We start from the raw sequence: 17,373 nt of genomic DNA on the forward strand, positions 1-17,373 counted from the left end.
GGCGTTCACACCCGTCTGCGGGGCGGGACCGGGACGCGGTCGAGGTCGTGGGCGACGACGACGTCGCCACGGAACACGGCGGCCGCCTGGTCGGCGAAGCGGTGCTCGTCCTCGGCGCGGTACCGCTCGGAGAAATGGGTGAGGACCAGCCGCCGGACGCCGGCCTCGGAGGCGACCTTGGCGGCCTGACCGGCGGTGAGATGGCCGTAGTCACGGGCCAGCGCGGCGTCCTCGTCCAGGAAGGTCGACTCGATGACCAGCAGATCCGCCCCGTCGGCCAACTCGAAGACCGGGTCGCAGAGGCGGGTGTCCATGATGAAGGCGAACCGTTGCCCGGGACGATGCACGCTGCACTCGCCCAGGGTCACCACCGTGCCGTCCGGAGCGGTGACCCGGCCGTCCTCCCGCAGCCGACGGATGGCGAGACCGTGCACGCCCCGGGCGGCGAGTTCGTCGGGCAGCATGGTGATGCCGTCGGGCTCGACCAGGCGATAGCCGTACGCCTCCACCGGATGGTCGAGCCTGCGGGCCGTCAGGGTGAACGGCGCGTCGGCGGTGTCGAGTTCCACCACGGAGCCGCCGAGCGGCTGCTCACGGATCCGGATGGTGTCGTGGAAGATCGTCGCATGCCGCAGCCGCTCCCAGTAGAGCGCACCGCTGGCGGGGAAGGCCGCGTTCGCCTCGGCCACCCCGTCACGTGACATCCGCTGGACGATTCCCGGTACTCCGAGGCAGTGGTCGCCGTGGAAGTGGGTCAGGCAGATCCAGTTGACGTCGTGCACGCTGAGCCCGGCGTGAATCATCTGCCGCTGCGTCCCCTCTCCCGGGTCGAACAGCAGGCCGTGTCCGTCCCAGTGCAGCAGATAGCCGTTGTGATTACGGGTACGGGTGGGAACCGCACTGGCGGAACCGAACACAACAATCTCACGTGCGGACATACGTCAATGATCACTTAACCGGGGGCGGCGAGCGACCGGATAACGGGGGAGTCCCGTGCCCCGGCCCCGCCGGCGGGTCGCGACGGCCTCGGTACGGAGTCAGCCGTCGAGTTCCAGCAGGGGCAGTTCGGCTCTGGTCGGGAGGCCCTGCCAGTCGCTGGGGCCGGACGAGGCGAAGGCGGCGAGCAGGAACCCGCGGCGCAGCCGGTCGGTCGGGTGCAGTCCCTCCAGCGCCGCGCTGAGATAGCCCGAGACGAAGGCGTCCCCCGAGCCGTTGGGATCGACCACCGGCGCGGAGATGCCGGCGGCGTCGTGGCGGACGCCGTCGACCCGGACGCTCGCCCCCCGGGCGCCGCGTATCACGATGACCTCGCGGTCTCCGGTGAGCGCGGGCTTGACCAGGTCGAGCTCGCTCTGCCGGACGAACAGCACGTCCGCCGAGCAGGCCAGCACGCTGAGGATCTCCTCGGCCTCCCGCAGGTCGGGCCAGAGCTGGTCGTGGTAGTCGATCGCCACCGAGACGGGGACCCTCGCGGTCCGCGCGGCCCGTACCGCGGCGTGCATGGCGTCGCGCGCGCTCAGCGCGGCGGTGATCCCGCTGACGTGCAGGACGCGCGAGGCCGCGACCCGGTCGACGGGAACGTTCCCCTGGGCGAGCCTGGCGCCCGTGCGGTAGTAGGTGACCCTGGCAGCCTGACCGAGCCTCGACTCCTTCAGGAGCATCCCGGTCGGCGATCCCTCGTCCACCCGGACGTCGGAGACGTCCACCCCCTCGCCGCGCAGCACGGTGAGGATCCTGGACCCCAGCTCGTCACCGCCGACCTTGCCCAGCCAGCTCACCCGGTGGCCGAGCCTGGACAGCCCGATCGCGACGTTGAACTCGGCGCCGGCGACGTCCAGCCTGGCCTCGTGCTCATGGCGAATCCGGCCGCTGGTGACCACCCCGAAGGCCTCGCCGAGAGTGTAGACGTCCATGCCGGAGCGGGACTCAGACGATCGGTGGGCGGCCGAGGCGCAGCATGCGCCAGGCGGTCTTCCAGCCCATCGGGCGACGCTCCCCCGCGGGTTCTCTGAGCCCCTCGCCGAAGCCCTTGAACCAGGCGCGCAGGGCGGGCCCCGAGCGCTCGCGGACCAGGGTCAGCACGCTCCAGTTGAGCAGGTAGAGCGTCGCGAGCACCCAGGGAAGGTTACGGCGGGCCAGCCAGACCCGGTTGCGGGCGTTGAGCCGGTAGAAGTCCGTGTGCCTGGTCGGGGGGACCTGCGGGTGGTACATGACCGTCTTGGCGTCGTACTCGATGCGGTAGCCCTCACCCAGGAGCCGCCAGGCCAGGTCGGTCTCCTCATGGGCGTAGAAGAAGCGCTCGGGAAGCCCGCCGACCTGGAGGAACGCCGACCGGCGGATGGCGCACGCGCCGCCCAGGAAGGTGGTGACCGGGGAGGACCGCTCGGGGTCGCCCGCCCGCAGGCGGGGAACGTGGCGGCGCTGGCCGATGCCGCCGTCGGGGTCCTTCACCCGGAAGGAGACGACCGCGAGGTCGTGCTCGGTGGAGAAGCGCTCCCGCAGGTGGGAGACGAGCCCCTGGTCGGCGTACCAGCCGTCGTCGTCGAGGAAGAGGACGACGTCGCCCGTGCACTCCTCGACGCCACGGTTGCGGCCCGCGGGAATGCCCGCGTTGTGGCTCAGCCGCACGCTTCTGATCGAGGCCGAGGACCCCTCGGGCACGGTGGCCGACAGCTCGGGAACATCGGTGCCGTTGCCGACGATGACCACCTCGACGTCGCCGTCGACCTGGTTCAGCGCGGACTCGACCGCCCGGTCCAGCTCTGGGATCCGGTTACCCATGGTGAGGATGACGCACGAGATCTTCAACGGGTCATCGCCTTGACGCGTCGAAAGCACGTACGGAGCATACGTTCATGATCACCGAGTCTGCTGGATCGGGCAATTCTGGCGGGGTCAATGCTTCCTTGTTTACCGGGAAACAAGCGTATCGGAACCGTCGGCGAACACCTGCCAAACAGTAAGGTGTTCGCACCTACGACGCGCCCGGACGCCATCCGGTTCCTCATGAAAGCCGCCTGGACGCCAGAATGCTGATCAGATGCAGGATCATCTGCAGCACCGCGACGACCACGCAGGCCACCACGAGTACCCTCGTCGCGGCCAGTCCTCCGTTGATCGCGTCCCAGATCGCCGCGACCACGACGAGGAGGGACAGCTCGACCGCCTGCACGATCCGGTGGAACCTCAGCGCCGCAGCGACCTTACGCGCCAGGCCAAGCCCGCGCGACTGGAAGTGCTCGGCCGAGGCCTCACTCGCCGCGACCAGCCCGGAGCGGGCGCGGGCCACGTCGACCAGGTCGGTCTCCGCCTTGATCAGGATGGCGCCGAGCGCGGCGGCGAAGCCCGTCACGGTGTACCAGTCGGGCAGGATCTCCGACGCCCGGAACCCCAGCCCGATGAGCAGGGCGGCCTCGGCGAAGTAGTGGCCGACCCGGTCGAGGTAGACGCCGGTGATGGAGGTGCGCCGGGTCCAGCGGGCCAACTCGCCGTCGGAGCAGTCGAGCAGCAGGTAGAGCTGGACCAGCAGTGCCGCCAGCACCGCCGCCCAGAGGCCGGGCAGCGCGAGCACCACTCCGGCCAGCAACCCGGTGAGGATCATCAGCCAGGTGGTCTGGTTGGGCGTGATCGGCGTCTTGGCGAGGAACCAGGTGACGTAGATCGACAGTTTGCGCATGTAGAGCACGCCGGCCCAGTGCTCGCCGCTGTTGCGTTCCATGGTCGAGTGCGGCTGGGCCACCGCACGGAGCTCAGCGACCGACGGCCCGGACATAATCCTCCACCCGATCACGAATCTCCGGCTCCGACAGGCGCAGGTGCTCAAGGATCGTGTAGCGACCGGGGCGGGTGGCCGGCGCCAGTATGACCGCCTCGGTGAACTGGGCCGCGGACAGCCCCACGTCGGTGGGGCTGACCGGCAGCTCATGCCCGCGCAGGCAGTCGACGACCTGGTTGAGCCTCCGCGAGTCCTCGCGGAGGAAGAAGCAGAACGCGGCACCTATCCCGGCGAGCTCGCCGTGGTTGGAGGTGCCGGGAAAAAGCTGATCCACGGCATGCAGGATCTCATGGTCTCCGCCACTCGAAGGACGGGAAGACCCGGCGACCACCATCGACATGCCCGACAGGATGAGCGCCTCGGCCAGCACGGTCAGGAACGCGTCGGCCTCGATCGAGTCGGCCCTGCCGATCACCGCCTCCGCCGCGGTGCGGGCCATCGCGCAGGCCAGGCCGTCGATCGGCTCGCCGCGCTCGCTCGCACCGAGCTGCCAGTCCTCGATCGCCGAGAGGTTGCTGACCACGTCGCCGACCCCGGAACGGACCAGCGAGGCGGGCGCGTCGTGGACGAAATCGAGATCCACCATGATGGCCAGCGGCATGGGCACGCCGAAGGAGCCCTTGCCTCCGTCGTGCGTCAGCGAGGCCACCGGCGAGCAGATCCCGTCGTGCGAAAGGTTGGTGGCCACCGCCACCATCGGGATCCCGGCCAGCGACGCGGCGTACTTGGTCACGTCGATGGTCTTGCCGCCGCCGATGCCCACGACCGCCTCGTACGCGCCCTTGCGCAGCTCGGCGCCGAGCGAGACCGCCTCGTCCACCGAGCCGTCGGGGACCCGGAAGAACCTGGCCTCGTCGAGCGAGGGAGCGATCACCGAGGTGATCCTGTCTCCCTGGCCCGGCCCCACCGCCACCGCCACCCGCCCGGAGGTCGCCACCCGGCTGTCCGCCAGCAACGATCCGAGCTGAGCGATCGCGCCCCGCCGCACCTCCATGGACAAGGGCGCCGGGAGCATCCTGGCTAGTATCGGCACGCGATCTCCCGCGCCTTGGCGAGGTCGTCGTGGTTGTCTACCTCGACCCACGGGACGTCGCCGATCGGGGCGACCGCGATCTTCTCGCCTCGGGCCACGAGCTCCTGGTAACCGTCCTCGTAGTAGAGCTGCGGGTCGCGCTCGAAGGTGGCCTGGAGGGCGTCGGCGAGGCGCTCACCGATGCCGGGACGGATGAGCGTGGCGCCGATGTACTCACCGGCGGCCTCGGCCGGATCCATCAGCTTGGTGATCAGCCGCAGGTGCCGTCCGCCGTCGAGGGTGACCTTCATCTCCTCGTCGGCGAGCTTCTTGACGTCGTCGACCGCGAGCAGGATGTCGGTGGTCGCGGGCGCGGAGAGCAGCGTCTCCTCCACCGAGACGGGGTGCACCGTGTCACCGTTGACCAGGAGCACACCCTGGTCGAAGTAGTCGCGCGCGCACCACAGGGAGTAGGCGTTGTTCCACTCCTCGGCCTTGTCGTTGTGCACGAGGGTGAGCTTCACGCCGTGCCGCCGCTCCAGCTCGGCCTTGCGCTCGTGTACGGCCTGCGCCTGGTAACCGACGATGACCACGACATCGCGGAGATCGGCCGCCGCGAGGTTACGCAGCGAGATGTCCATGATCGTGGTGTCGCCGTCGACCGGCACGAGCGCCTTGGGCAGCGTGTCCGTGTACGGCCGCAGACGCCGTCCGGCCCCGGCGGCCAGCACCATTCCCAGCAACGCGCACTCCTCATTCGGGTGAGAGCCTCCCGGCGGGCACTCCTAGGCCCCAAAGGTTAGTTGCCTTCAGGCCCTGATCGTGTAATCGAGGGTTTGCCGGGTGTTCTCAATCGTGTGCGCCGAGGTCGGCCGCGTCCATCCCGAACCTCGGGGCGGCCAGCCAGCAGGTGATGCTCTCCCAGCTGAAAAGGCACCACAGGTACAGCGAGAGCAGCACGAACACCAGCGTGACCTGCCCGGCGAGGCCGCCGAGGGCGACCAGCAGCATCCTGCCGTCCCAGCCGAGGCCGGATGTGGCCAGCCAGGCCGGCGGGTAGACCCGCTGCCGGAGACGGTAGACGACGTCGTAGTGGTGGAAGGCCATCGCGCCGAGCAGCATGAGGATCAGCCACGGCGGCACGTCGTGCGCGAAGCCCACCGAGGCCACGAAGCCGTACTCGGTGAGACGCAGGATCGGCGGCACCAGCCAGTCGAGCCGGCCGTCGTGCGGGTGGGAGCTGCCCGGACCGGCGAGCAGCAGCGCCACCGCGGGGGCGAAGACCGCCAGCCCGTCGGTGCCGGCCACGCCGACCAGCAGCAGCACCCCGGTCACGAACATCCCGACGATGGCGGGCGGCAGCGGCGGCAGCTGCCCGGCGACCAGTGCGCCCATGGCCCTCGACGGCACCCCGTCGTCCCGGTAGGCGACCACGGCACTACGCGGCACCGGCGCCATATGCACAGAAACCATGATCACATCCGTTTTCCCAGTCGCCCCGCGGAAAGCCCGACCGTTCCTGCCCGCCCCGCGACGGACACCGCCTGCCCCGTGACAGGCCCGGCCGATCCCGTGACCGGCCGGCTTGATGGCGGGAACCGCCGCCCCGGCGGAGCCCACGTCCACGCCGGAGTCTCCCGTCTCGTGGCGGGCCCACCCCGCCCTGCCGCGCGCCCACCGTCTCCGGTCACCGGCTCAACGACCTGCCCATCCGGCCCGCGAGAGTGTAGGTCGCGGCGATCCCACCCCAGACCAGCAGCGCGACGAAGGTCACCCGGGCGTTGAAGAGGGCGGCGGTCACCGCGATCAGGGCCATCCGCTCCCCGATGGGCAGCACGATGATCTTCTTGAACCAGCGGGTGGGGGACGCCTTCTCCATGGTCCGCGAGAGCCGCACGATCGCGTTGCCCGTACCCGGCCCGTCGCCGTCCCCGGCCGCTCTCCCGGTGTCCTGCTCGGCCCCGCCGTCCGCGGCCCGCACGGCACCGGTACCCACCGGCGCGGCTTGCCGCGCCGGCTCGCGGAGCGGCACCGGCCGTCTGGCGTCATCGGCCGGGTCGCCCGGCGAGCCCGGCGTCCTGGCCCAGGCCGCGCCCACCCGGGCGGCGTCGGCCCGCGCCCCCGCGTACGAGAAATCGATCATGTGCCGGAGCAACTGCAGGATCATCGCGGCCACCGCGAGCCCCCAGATGCCGTCGGGTCCGCCGCCGCCGGCCTCCAGCCCGGCCGCGTACCCGAAGGCGAGGCCCACGTAGACGACGTACTCCTTGACCCGGTCGAAGGTGGCGTCCAGCCAGGCCCCGAACGGCGAGAAGGCACGGGTGTAGCGGGCGAGCTGGCCGTCGACGCAGTCGAGCACGAACGACAGGTAGAGCAGGACCGCCCCGGCGATCAGGGCCTGCCGGGTGCCCGTGGAGAACCAGACCGCGGCGAGCGCGGCCAGGCCGACGGACATGCCGGTGATCGCGTTCGGCGTCAGACCGAGCCTGGCGGCGAGCTTCACCAGGTGCCTGGACCAGGAGCTCACCCCGTACGTGGCGAAGAAGCCGTCGTTGGTCTTGACCGCGCCGTCCAGCCGGGCCTCGGCCTCGTCGACCTCCGCCAGCCTCGGCACCGCCGAGTCGACGTCCGCCTGCTCGACCATCCGGTCGCCGTGCAGCCGGCCGAGCCCGGCCGCGCGCACCGGGACACCGGCGCGGACCAGACCGACCAGGAGCAGCTGTGGGACCTCGCCGCCGTCCATCGGGCCGAAGCCGCCCGCCTCGGCGAGCTCGGCGAGCGTCTCGGCGGCCTCGGCGAGGCGCGTCAGGTCGGACACTCCTACCTGGAGCGCGCCCCTGAAGGTGCCGTCCGCCTCGCCCACCTCGTGGAAGGAGGTGCCCGCGGCCACCACGTTCCCGCCGTCGATCCTGACCGGCGGGCGTGACGGCCCCGGCACGGCCCTCTCGCCCTCGCTCACCAGCGCGCGGGTGTCACGGGCCGGATGCTCGGTGAGCATGGCCAGCGCCTCGGTGTGCGCCACCAGGTCACCGGCGACCAGCAGCACGGGGCCGATGGACGAGCGAGCCACCTTCGCGACCCTGCGCAGGTCGTCGGCGAGCCCCCGCGACCCCTCGGCGCCGATCATGTGGGTGCCGCCGGGCGCGTGGATGATGTCGCTGGAGCGGGCCACCACGTGCACCTCCCGCATCGAGAGTGTGGCAAGCTGTCCGGTCAGCCTGTCGAGCAGCGTTCCGGCGGGACAGCGCAGGGCGGACGCCTCGGTGGTGGCGAGCACGACCGCGGCCGTCTGGGAGGCGGCGTGAGAGTCAGGCAATCCGGGCTCCTTCGTATCCGACGGGATCACCGTACGAATCGGGGAGTGCGCACTCAGGGTAGCTAGATCTTGACGGGATAGCACGGGAGCACGCCGGACGATCGGGTACGCACCCATTACGCTCGCCATATCCGAACTGTCAAAGGAATCTGATCTTGGCCGAACGTGAACCGCGTCCTCGAACCGTCGGAGTGGTCCTGGCAGGCGGCGTCGGCCGGCGCGTCGGCCTCGGCACCCCCAAGCAGCTGCTGGAGATAGCCGGCCGGACGATCCTGGAACACACCCTCGCCCTGTTCGAGGAGGCGCCGGAGATCGACGAGGTCATCGTGCTGATGGCGCCCGGCTTCACCGGGGAGGTGGAGCGGATCGTCGAGCGGAACGGCTTCGCGAAGGTCACCCGGGTCCTGGAGGGCGGCCAGAGCCGCCCGGAGACCACCTGGCGGGCGCTGCGGGCCCTGGGGCCACGGGAGTGCGACGTGCTGCTGCACGACGCCGTACGCCCGCTGGCGGACAGGAGGATCATCACCGACTGCGTCGAGGCGCTGAGGACCTGCTCGGCCGTCGAGGTGGCGATCCCGAGCTCCGACACGATCGTGGTTACCTCGCAGGGGCCGGACGGAGAGATCGTCCGTGACGTCCCCGACCGTGCCACCCTGCGCCGCGTCCAGACCCCGCAGTGCTTCCGGCTCTCGGTGATCCGCGAGGCGTACCAGCGGGCCTTCGCCGACCCCGGCTTCGGCGACCGGCCGCCCACCGACGACTGCGGCGTGGTGCTGCGCTACCTGCCCGAGGTGCCGATCCACGTGGTGACCGGCAGCGAGCGGAACATGAAGGTCACCCACCCGGTGGACCTCCTCATCGCCGACACGCTCCTGCGGCTCGCCGCGAGCGACGTTCCCCCCGCCTCGGCCTCCGCCCTGCGCGAGGCGATGGAGGGCAGGACCGTGGTGGTCTTCGGCGCGGGCGCCGAGGTGGCGGAGCTGGCCGGAGAGCACGGCGCCCGCGTGTTCCGCTTCCCCGGGCCGTCCGACCTCTCCGGGGCGCTCGAAGGGGTGCGCGTCGAGGACCCCGGCGCCGTGGCCGACGCGCTCGCCCACGCCGCCAAGGAGACGGGCGGGATCGACTACGTGGTCAACGCCCCGGGGACCGCGCCCGCGGGCCGGCTCGACGCGGTGGACGACACCGCGATCGCCGAGAGCGTGAACGTGCACCACCTGGGCCCGGTCAACATCGCCAGGGCCGCCCTCCCCCATCTCCGCGAGACCCGGGGCCACCTGCTGTTCCACGCCCCCGCCCGGGTCGAGGGCGCCGATGACAGCCTGCGCTCCGCCGCGGGTGCCGCGGTGGCCGGTCTGACCCGGGCGCTGGCGGGGGAATGGGCCTTCTGCGGGGTACGGGTCAACTGCGTCGTTCCCGGGCGGAGCGACGCCCCGCGCACCGTCGCCCGCACCTCGCTGGACGTGCTCGCCTCCGGCGTCACCGGTCAGGTGGTCGATGCCCGCCCCTGACCGGTTCCCGCCCCGGTGAAATGGGTCAGCCCGGCTTGCCGAGCCTCCTCGGGCTGGTCAGAAAACCCCAACCCCACGACATGTGCATGGCGACGTAGACCAGCGGCAGCCGGATGAGCGCCTGGGGCGGCAGGCCGCTGCCGGTGACCGCGGAGCCGACCAGGATCGCCGCCAGGTAGCCGCCGGGGATCAGCAGGCCCGGCCAGAGGAAGGGGGAGACCACCAGGCCGGCGAGGATGGCCAGCACGGCCAGCGGCGGCGCCAGGTAGCGCAGGTTGATCGTGCCCTCGTGGGTGCGGGCGACCACCCTGCGCCAGCGGCCGTAGTGGAAGTACTGCTTGGCGAGGGCCCTGAGGTTGGGCCTCGGCCGGTAGGAGACGCGCATCCGGGGCTGGAACCAGACCAGGCCGCCCGTCTCGCGGATGCGGTGGTTCATCTCCCAGTCCTGGGCCCGCTGGAAGTGCTCGTCGTAGCCGCCGACCCGTTCCAGAGCCTCCCGGCGGAACACGCCGAGGTAGACCGTGTCGGCCGGGCCCGCGGTGCCGCCGGTGTGGAATCTGGCGCCGCCGACACCGATCTTGGAGGTCATCGCGCGGGCCACGGCCTGCTCGAACGGCGTGACGCCCTCGGCGGCCATGATGCCGCCCACGTTGTCCGCGCCGGTCTCCTCAAGGGTCTCGACCGCGACCCGGAGGTAGTCGTCGGGGAGCATCGCGTGGCCGTCCACCCTGGCGATGATCTTGTTGTTCGACGCGGCGATGGCGGCGTTGAGCGCGTTGGGAGTCCGGCCCGTGGGGTTGGGGACCACGATCACGCGGGGGTCGTCGGCGGCGATCTCGTCGGCGACTTCCTGGGTGCGGTCGCGGGAGGGGCCGATCGCGAGGACGACCTCGATCGGTCCTTCGTACCGCTGCGACAGCACCTGACGCACCGCCTCCCGCAGATGGCGCTCCTCGTTCAGCACCGGGATGACGATGGAGATCGGAGGCCAGACACGTGTCTCGGAAGACGACGCCGGCGCGGGCGAGTCGGGGAACTGCTTCATGGCGTCGCTCACGCTACTGTACGAACGGGTACCTCATCGACCCAGCAGGAGCCTAGGGGGCCATGCATGCGTGACCCGCATGAGGATTCGGGTGTGCAGGTGGGCGGCGACGCCTACGGCAGCGTCCGATTGAACCCGAGACGTGACCGCAGGTCAGCCAGGGGTGCCCGCACCAGGCGACGCGGTCTCGTCATCGCGGGAACGCTCTCGTGCCTGGTCCTGGGCAGCTCCGGAGTGACGTGGGCGCTGACGAACTACGCGACGACAAAGATCAAGTCGGTCGACGCGGGGCTGCAGGGGTCGCGGCCGAGCAGCGGCGCGATGAACATCCTGGTGGTCGGCGTCGACAGGCGTGACGACCTCACCCGCAAGCAGCAGAACCAGCTCAAGCTGGGCCGCGAGAGCGGCGAGCGCACCGACACCATGATGGTGATCCACCTGTCGGAGGACCACCGCAGGGTCACCGTGGTCAGCCTCCCCCGCGACACCTGGACGACGATCCCCGGCAAGGGCCAGCACAAGATCAACGCGGCCTACCAGTTCGGCGGCCCGAAGCTCGCGACCCGCACGGTGCAGGCGGCCACCGGCCTGACCCTCCACCACTACGTCGAGGTCAACGTGCTCGGCTTCATCAACGTGGTCGACGCGCTCGGCGGCATCTCGGTCTGCACACCGGTCCCGATCAACGACCCGAAGACCGCACTCAACCTGGAGCCGGGCACCTACTCCTTCGACGGCGTCAAGGCCCTCTCCTACGCCCGAACCCGCGCCACCGCCCGCTCCGACCTGGACCGCATCGACCGCCAGCAGCAGGTGATCTCCGCGCTGCTGAACCAGGCACTCAGCGGCGACACGCTCACCAACCCGATCAGGCTGGCCTCGTTCGTCGACACCGCCCTCGACACGGTCCGGGTGGACGACGCGCTCCGCAAGGACCTGCTCGGCCTGGCCAACCAGCTCAAGGACGTCTCCACGGACGACGTGGCCTTCGCCACGGTCCCGCTCGCCGATGTCGACTACCGGACGCCGACCGGCGAGTCCGCCGTGCTCTGGGACAAGGACGCGGCCAAGGAGCTGTTCCGCCGGATCGCCGCCGACGAGACGCTCGTCAAGCCGACCAAACCCGCCGAGTCCACGCCCACCCCGAGCGCCTCGGCCTCCCCCTCGGCTCCCGCGCTGACCGTACCGCCCGCGCGGATCTCCCTCAGGGTTCTCAACGGCACCACGATCAAGGGGCTGGGCGCGCAGACCAGGGCCGAGCTGCAGAAGGTCGGATTCCTGGTGCCCGAGACGGCCGGCAACACCCCGCAGAAGGGCTTCGAAAGGACGGTCGTCCGGTACGGCCCGGGCCGCGAGGACTCGGCGCGCACCGTCGCCGCCGCGCTACCCGGCGCGGAGTCGCGCCGGGTGGAGAGCCTCGGTGACGCGATCGAGGTGGTCGTCGGCCTGAAGCACGCGTCGCCGAAGAAGGTCACCGTGAAGGAGACGGCCGCACCGGCGACTCCGACCGCCTCACCCTTGGCGACCCCAACGGCGAGGACGGCCACGGAGAACATCTGCAAGAAGTGATTTATACGCATAACAATCTTCGACTGGGGCAGTCAGCGGGGCACGGAGGTGGTGACCGTGATCTCGACATTTGATGTTCAGACGTGGCGCAGCGGTCCCTGCGCGGTCGTGCGGGCGACAGGCGAGCTTGACCTGGCCGTCGCTCCCCGGCTGCGCGCGGAGATCGACCGCGTCCTGGACGGTGCCGGCGTCCCGGGTCTGGTGGTCGACCTGACCAGGGTGCCGTTCTGCGACTCGGTGGGGCTGGGCGTCCTGGTGGGCACCCTCACCCGGCTCAGGGAGGCCCACTGCCGCCTCATCCTGGTGGTGGGTCCCGGCATGATCACCCATCTGCTGACGATCACCAATCTCGACCGGCACTTCGAGGTACGCGGCAACCTGCGCGAGGCGCTGGACGCGCTGACCCCGAGCCACTCGGCGAACTGAATCACCCCAGCTCAGAGCAACTTTCCCGGCCGGCTCACCCTCCCCTTCCGCAACTCTCGCAGCACCCTCCCAACCCTTTTCGAGCCCTCCGGCCGAAGGCCGGCGCGCGCCACCGGCAAACTGTTTCCTCGAATAGCTGGCACATATACGGGTAGGCATCTACACTTCGCTTCGAAGCTACACGATCACGGAAAGCGATGGTTCGCACCGTTAGGGAGTATCGTGGCTTCAGATCGTCCATCCTTTTTCGCGCCGGGCAAGACGCGATCGGGAGGACGAGCTGAGGCCGGACGTCAGAGTGACACTCCCCGGCCGGATACGTACATTCACGTGAGCCTGCAGGGAAGTGGGCGATGAACGCACTTCAACTCACGAGCGAACACGCGAGCGGCTTCGTGGTCATCACGGTGGCCGGCGAGCTCGACCTGGCCACCAGGCCGGAGCTGTCCGACTGCGTGCAGGAAGCCATCGACGCCTGCCAAGGCACGGTCATCATCGACCTCTCCGGGGTCACCTTCATCGACGCCTGCGGCCTGAGCTCGCTGATCGGCATCAAGCGGTACGCGCGCGAGCGCGACGCCCCGCTGCTCCTGGCCGGAGCACCACCCGTGGTCCTCAGGCTGCTGAAGCTCACCCACCTGGATGCCTCCTTCACGGTGATCTCGCGCTCGGAGACGATGGGCCCCCCGCCGGGCTGCCCCCAGCACGCGCCGTCCGTCCAGGCGAGCACCCCCCTCGCCGACCGGTAGGCAGGGCCCCGCCACACCGGCGGAGGCGGCCACCACGGCCGTCTCACGCCCCCTACCGGCCGCCAGGATCAGGCCGACTCCCTGATCACCAGGGTCGGTTCGAAGATCCGTGAGGTCACCGGGTGGTCCGGCTGCTCGATGTGAGCCAGCAGCAGCCGTCCCATCTCGGCGGCCATGTCCTCGACGGGATGGCGGACCGTGGTGAGCGGCGGGCGGCAGACCAGTGCCGCGCTGCTGTCGTCGAAGCCCACCATGGCCACGTCGTCGGGCACCCGGCGCCCGTGGTGGCGCAGCACCAGCAGGGCGCCCTGGGCCATCAGGTCGTTGGCCGCGAAGACACCGTCGATGTCGGGGTGCTCGGCGAGCAGCCGCTCCATCGCCGCCTCGCCGCTGGCAAGCGTGAAGTTGCCCTCCACGCAGGGAATGTAGGGGTGGCCGTGGACGGCCATCGCCTCCTGGAAGCCCGCCAGGCGGTCCTGGCTGGCCGGGACGTCGAGCGGGCCGGAGATGGTCGCCAGCCGGCGGCAGCCCCGGGCGACGAGATGGTCGGCGGCCAGCTTGCCCCCGGCCCGGTGCGCGACGTCGACGTAGCTGATCGGGATCGGCCTGGCCGGTCTGGCGAAGAGCACGGTGGGCAGCGCGGCCTCGGCGAGCAGCCTGGGCAGCGTGTCCTCGGCGCTGATGGAGACCAGGATGGCCCCGTCGGCGTTGCCCTGGCGCAGGTAGGCGATGACCTGGTCGCGGCTCTCCGGGGTGTCGGCGAACATCAGGATCGGGTAGATGCCCAGCGGGCGCAGGAAACCGACGACCCCCCCGGCCACCCGCCCGAAGAACGGGTCGGCGAAGACATGGCCGGGGAACGGGTTCTCCTCGTCGCCGCCGGCCCCGGAGACGATCAGGGCGATCGCCCCCGTCCGCCGGGTGACCAGCGAGCGCGCCGCCTGGTTGGGCACGTAGCCGGTGAGGGCGATCGCCTGCCTGACCTTCTCCTGGATCGCGAGATCGACATTGCGAATTCCGTTGATCACGCGCGAGACCGTGGCCCGGGAGACCCCCGCCGCCCGTGCCACATCCTCCAGGGTGGGGGGTGCCGACACCCGCGGCAGGCCTTCGCCCATAGCCTCTCCTTAAGCGTGAAGACCCCCGGCCTCAGCTGTGGGGAGTACGTCAGAAGGCTTTTATAGCACAGCGAGAGAGCGCTCTCCCGAGGGCTTTCGCGGGCTCGGCGCCTGCTCACCGGCGAGTGCCTCGACGCTCAACGGCAGGTCGGCGGCCGAGCGTCCGGCAAGCACCGTGAAGGCGCCCTCCTCGGCCCGCCAGGCGTGGTGCTCGGCCGACCAGTGCTGGAAGGCCCGCGCCGGGATGTCCACCGTGACGTCGACGACCTCGCCGGGCCCCGCGTCGGCCAGGGCGTAGCCGGCCAGCCAGCGCACGGGACGGGCCACGCCCGTCTCCGGCCGGGACAGGTAGACCTGGACGACCTCGCGCCCGGCGCGCTCGCCGGTGTTGCGCAGCCGTACCCGGACCGGCAGCGAGCCGTCGGGGGCGGCCTCCCAGGGCAGCGTGAGGCTGTCGTAGGACCAGGACGTGTAGCCGAGCCCGTGCCCGAACCAGTACGCGGGCGGCTCGGGCTGCCGCAGCCAGCCGCGGTAGCCGATGTCCAGGCCCTCGGCGTAGGCGAGCGTCCCGCCGTCGGGGGCCGTGCAGACGAGTGCCCGCTCCGCCCAGGTCGTGGGCAGCCGGCCGCCGGGCTCGGCGCGGCCGAACAGGACGTCGGCCAGGCCGTGCCCGTACTCCTGGCCGGGGAACCAGCTCAGCAGCAGCGCCGCCACCTCCTCGCGCCACGGCAGGACCATGGGGCCGCCGGAGTTGACGACCACGACGGTGGCCGGGTTGGCCGCGGCCACCGCGCGGACCAGCTCGTCCTGGCGTCCCGGCAGGTCAAGGTGGGTACGGTCGACGCCCTCGTTCTCGATCTCCTCGGTGGAGCCGACCACGACGATGACGGCGTCGCAGGTCCCGGCGAGCTCGACCGCGGCCGCCAGCTCCACCTCGTCGGCTCGCCGGGGCGGGTCGGCGGCCAGGACCGAGGCGATCCCGCTGCCGGGGTCGAGCCGCCGCCGGGAGACGAGCTCCACCGCCCTGCCCGCGGCCATCGGGACCCTGACCCGCCGGTACGGCGGGGACAGGTGCACGGTGGCGGGGTCGTCGGTGTCGCGTTCCACCTCCTCGTCCACCAGGACGCGGCCGTCCACCTCCAGCAGCACGTGCCCCCATCCGGCCACCGCCAGCTCCCAGGCGCCGTCCGTCTCCGGGCTCAGCAGCGCGCGGATCTCGACGGTGGCCGCGGCGTCGATCCGCGCCGGTTCCAGGACGCGGCCGGTCAGCCGGTGCTCGGCGTGGATCTCCGCGCCCCCGGCGTCCAGCAGCCTGACCAGGACGCCGGGTTCACCGGTCAGCGGGTTGCGGGCGTTCTCCGTGCCCAGCGGGGTGGGCCGGTCGTCGAGGTGCGGGCCGGGCGAATGGAGCACCTCCGCGGTGCCGGACAGCGCCTCGCGGATGCCGTCGAGGGGCGACACGACGGACATCGGGTACACGCCCGCGCTGCCGCCGCCCTGGATCCTGGCGACGGCGGCCTTCGGCCCGAGCACCGCGACCCTGCGCAGCCGCGAGGGGTCCAGCGGGAGCAGCGACCCCTCGTTGCGCAGCAGCACCGTGCTCGCGGCGACGGCCCGGCGCAGCAGCGCGCGGGCGGGGCCGTGGTCTTCCCGTTCCGCGGGCTCCGGCGGGACGGCGGAGCCGAGGTCCAGCGCGCCGACCCGGGAGGCCAGCCTGAGCAGGCGCCGTACCTTGTCGTCGATCGCGGCCTCGGGTACCTCGCCCGCGCGCACCGCGGCGACCAGCGCCTCTCCCCAGGGGCCCTGCGGCCCCGGCATCGCGAGGTCCTGCGCGGCGCGGGCCGAGGGAGCGGTGGAGCGGACGCCTCCCCAGTCCGACACGACCACCCCGTCAAACCCCCACATCGTCTTGAGCGGGTCTGTGAGCAGCGGGCTCTCCGACATCGTGGTCCCGTTCACCCCGTTGTAGGCGGACATGACGGCCCAGACGCCCGCCTGCACCGCGGCCTCGAACGGCGCCAGGTACAGCTCGTGCAAGACCTGCTCGTCGACGCGGGCGTCGAGGGTGAGCCGCTCGGTCTCGGAGTCGTTGGCGACGTAGTGCTTGGCGGTGGCCGCCACCCCGCCGGACTGGACTCCCCGGACGCAGGCGGCGCCGATCCTGCCGGTCAGCAGGGGGTCCTCGGAGTAGCACTCGAAGTGGCGCCCGCCGAGCGGCGAGCGGTGCAGGTTGAGCGTCGGGGCGAGCAGGACGTCCACGCCCTTGCGCCGCGCCTCGGCGGCGAGCAGCTCACCCAGCAGCTCCACCAGATCCTCGTCCCAGGTCGCGGCCAGTGCGGTGGCCGACGGCAGGGTCAGTGAGGTGCTCCGCTCGTCCCAGCCCTCCCCGCGCACACCGACCGGGCCGTCGGAGGTGACCATGGCCCGCAGTCCGATGCCCGGCTCGGCGTGGGTGGACCACACGGTCGCCCCGGTGAGCAGCCGCACCTTACGCTCCAGGTCCAGCTTCTCCACCAGCCGGTCGAACTCGTCGATGCTCACGTGGTTTCCCTTCACCGTTGGAGATCACTGTTGTAGATCACTCTTGGAGAGCGCTCTCCAGTACGTCATGACGTCGGCGCGCTGTCAATGTCCAAAAACGGCGGCGCGACGGCGCCCCTGGGGATCCGGTCAGCGGATGCCGTCGAGCAGATCGCTCTGGGTGGCGCGGGCCCGCTCGACGGCTGCGGCCAGAGCCCTCGTCCCCTCGTCGGCACCGGCGCTCTGCTCGGAGCGGGCTACCGCGGCCGACTGGTCGAGGTGCTCGCGCAGGCGGTCGGCGAAGAGCCGGTCGAAGGCCGGACCGGTGGCCTTCC

At 71.3% G+C, this 17,373-nt stretch carries 15 protein-coding genes and 1 pseudogene; 4 read left to right on the forward strand and 12 right to left on the reverse strand.

Annotated features, from left to right (window positions below; all coding sequences use genetic code 11):
* Positions 1-5: 5 nt before the first annotated feature.
* The 8 genes from ABZ260_RS11025 to ABZ260_RS11060 form a co-directional block, all read right to left on the reverse strand.
* Positions 6-938, reverse strand: a complete 933-nt coding sequence (locus ABZ260_RS11025; protein ID WP_355615611.1) for a ribonuclease Z — start codon at positions 936-938, stop codon at positions 6-8.
* 99 nt (positions 939-1,037) lie between these two features.
* Positions 1,038-1,913 carry a sugar kinase gene (locus tag ABZ260_RS11030; protein WP_350920713.1) on the reverse strand — a complete coding sequence of 292 codons (876 nt, stop codon included), beginning with the start codon at positions 1,911-1,913 and terminating at the stop codon, positions 1,038-1,040.
* Positions 1,914-1,926: 13 nt separating this feature from the next.
* Complete coding sequence (locus ABZ260_RS11035) at positions 1,927-2,808, reverse strand: glycosyltransferase (RefSeq protein WP_350921116.1); 882 nt, start codon at positions 2,806-2,808, stop codon at positions 1,927-1,929.
* A gap of 196 nt (positions 2,809-3,004) precedes the next feature.
* Positions 3,005-3,772 (reverse strand): CDP-alcohol phosphatidyltransferase family protein, encoded by a 768-nt coding sequence (locus ABZ260_RS11040; RefSeq protein WP_355615613.1) that lies wholly within the window; start codon positions 3,770-3,772, stop codon positions 3,005-3,007.
* On the reverse strand, positions 3,750-4,790 hold the full coding sequence (locus ABZ260_RS11045; RefSeq protein ID WP_355615629.1) for an iron-containing alcohol dehydrogenase family protein: 1,041 nt from the start codon (positions 4,788-4,790) through the stop codon (positions 3,750-3,752). Before ABZ260_RS11045 ends, ABZ260_RS11040 begins: the two co-directional genes overlap by 23 nt.
* Before the next feature lie 5 nt (positions 4,791-4,795).
* Positions 4,796-5,530, reverse strand: a complete 735-nt coding sequence (locus ABZ260_RS11050; protein ID WP_030907488.1) for a phosphocholine cytidylyltransferase family protein — start codon at positions 5,528-5,530, stop codon at positions 4,796-4,798.
* A 106-nt stretch (positions 5,531-5,636) separates the two neighbouring features.
* Positions 5,637-6,260, reverse strand: coding sequence for a DUF5941 domain-containing protein (locus tag ABZ260_RS11055; RefSeq protein ID WP_355615615.1), 624 nt, complete (start codon positions 6,258-6,260; stop codon positions 5,637-5,639).
* A gap of 214 nt (positions 6,261-6,474) precedes the next feature.
* Positions 6,475-8,103, reverse strand: coding sequence for a CDP-alcohol phosphatidyltransferase family protein (locus ABZ260_RS11060; protein ID WP_355615617.1), 1,629 nt, complete (start codon positions 8,101-8,103; stop codon positions 6,475-6,477).
* A 155-nt stretch (positions 8,104-8,258) separates the two neighbouring features.
* Between ABZ260_RS11060 and ABZ260_RS11065 the strand changes: the two genes are divergently transcribed.
* Positions 8,259-9,611: a bifunctional cytidylyltransferase/SDR family oxidoreductase gene (locus ABZ260_RS11065; RefSeq protein ID WP_355615619.1), complete on the forward strand. Its 1,353-nt coding sequence runs from the start codon at positions 8,259-8,261 to the stop codon at positions 9,609-9,611.
* Positions 9,612-9,636: 25 nt separating this feature from the next.
* Here the strand turns inward: ABZ260_RS11065 and ABZ260_RS11070 are convergent, their stop codons facing one another.
* Positions 9,637-10,656 carry a glycosyltransferase family 2 protein gene (locus ABZ260_RS11070; RefSeq protein ID WP_355615631.1) on the reverse strand — a complete coding sequence of 340 codons (1,020 nt, stop codon included), beginning with the start codon at positions 10,654-10,656 and terminating at the stop codon, positions 9,637-9,639.
* Positions 10,657-10,722: 66 nt separating this feature from the next.
* Here ABZ260_RS11070 and ABZ260_RS11075 point away from each other — a divergent pair, with 66 nt between their 5' ends.
* The 3 genes from ABZ260_RS11075 to ABZ260_RS11085 all read left to right on the forward strand — a co-directional run bounded on the left by ABZ260_RS11075 (position 10,723) and on the right by ABZ260_RS11085 (position 13,400).
* A complete protein-coding gene (locus ABZ260_RS11075) occupies positions 10,723-12,225 on the forward strand; it encodes an LCP family protein (protein WP_355615621.1) in 1,503 nt (500 codons plus the stop codon).
* A gap of 57 nt (positions 12,226-12,282) precedes the next feature.
* The gene (locus ABZ260_RS11080) at positions 12,283-12,651 is read left to right on the forward strand and encodes an STAS domain-containing protein (RefSeq protein WP_355615623.1); all 369 of its coding nucleotides are present in this window, start codon (positions 12,283-12,285) and stop codon (positions 12,649-12,651) included.
* Positions 12,652-13,004: 353 nt separating this feature from the next.
* Positions 13,005-13,400, forward strand: coding sequence for an STAS domain-containing protein (locus ABZ260_RS11085; RefSeq protein ID WP_355615625.1), 396 nt, complete (start codon positions 13,005-13,007; stop codon positions 13,398-13,400).
* Positions 13,401-13,468: 68 nt separating this feature from the next.
* Here the strand turns inward: ABZ260_RS11085 and ABZ260_RS11090 are convergent, their stop codons facing one another.
* From ABZ260_RS11090 to ABZ260_RS11100, 3 genes and pseudogenes are all read right to left on the reverse strand, one after another.
* The gene (locus ABZ260_RS11090; RefSeq protein WP_350951655.1) at positions 13,469-14,518 is read right to left on the reverse strand and encodes a LacI family DNA-binding transcriptional regulator; all 1,050 of its coding nucleotides are present in this window, start codon (positions 14,516-14,518) and stop codon (positions 13,469-13,471) included.
* Between the two features lie 60 nt (positions 14,519-14,578).
* Positions 14,579-17,059, reverse strand: coding sequence for a glycoside hydrolase family 3 C-terminal domain-containing protein (locus tag ABZ260_RS11095; RefSeq protein ID WP_355615627.1), 2,481 nt, complete (start codon positions 17,057-17,059; stop codon positions 14,579-14,581).
* 129 nt (positions 17,060-17,188) lie between these two features.
* Positions 17,189-17,373 (reverse strand): annotated as a pseudogene (locus ABZ260_RS11100) (DUF305 domain-containing protein); the annotation flags it as partial.

Source organism: Streptosporangium sp. NPDC006013 (assembly GCF_040614275.1).
Lineage (GTDB): Bacteria > Actinomycetota > Actinomycetes > Streptosporangiales > Streptosporangiaceae > Streptosporangium.

Coding starts and splice junctions, on each gene's coding strand:
- ABZ260_RS11055 (WP_355615615.1), bottom strand. CDS start 6,260: ATGGTTTCTGTGCATATGGCGCCGGTGCCGCGTAGTGCCGTGGTCGCC.
- ABZ260_RS11040 (WP_355615613.1), bottom strand. CDS start 3,772: ATGTCCGGGCCGTCGGTCGCTGAGCTCCGTGCGGTGGCCCAGCCGCAC.
- ABZ260_RS11025 (WP_355615611.1), bottom strand. CDS start 938: ATGTCCGCACGTGAGATTGTTGTGTTCGGTTCCGCCAGTGCGGTTCCC.
- ABZ260_RS11090 (WP_350951655.1), bottom strand. CDS start 14,518: ATGGGCGAAGGCCTGCCGCGGGTGTCGGCACCCCCCACCCTGGAGGAT.
- ABZ260_RS11030 (WP_350920713.1), bottom strand. CDS start 1,913: ATGGACGTCTACACTCTCGGCGAGGCCTTCGGGGTGGTCACCAGCGGC.
- ABZ260_RS11070 (WP_355615631.1), bottom strand. CDS start 10,656: ATGAAGCAGTTCCCCGACTCGCCCGCGCCGGCGTCGTCTTCCGAGACA.
- ABZ260_RS11075 (WP_355615621.1), top strand. CDS start 10,723: ATGCGTGACCCGCATGAGGATTCGGGTGTGCAGGTGGGCGGCGACGCC.
- ABZ260_RS11085 (WP_355615625.1), top strand. CDS start 13,005: ATGAACGCACTTCAACTCACGAGCGAACACGCGAGCGGCTTCGTGGTC.
- ABZ260_RS11045 (WP_355615629.1), bottom strand. CDS start 4,790: ATGCTCCCGGCGCCCTTGTCCATGGAGGTGCGGCGGGGCGCGATCGCT.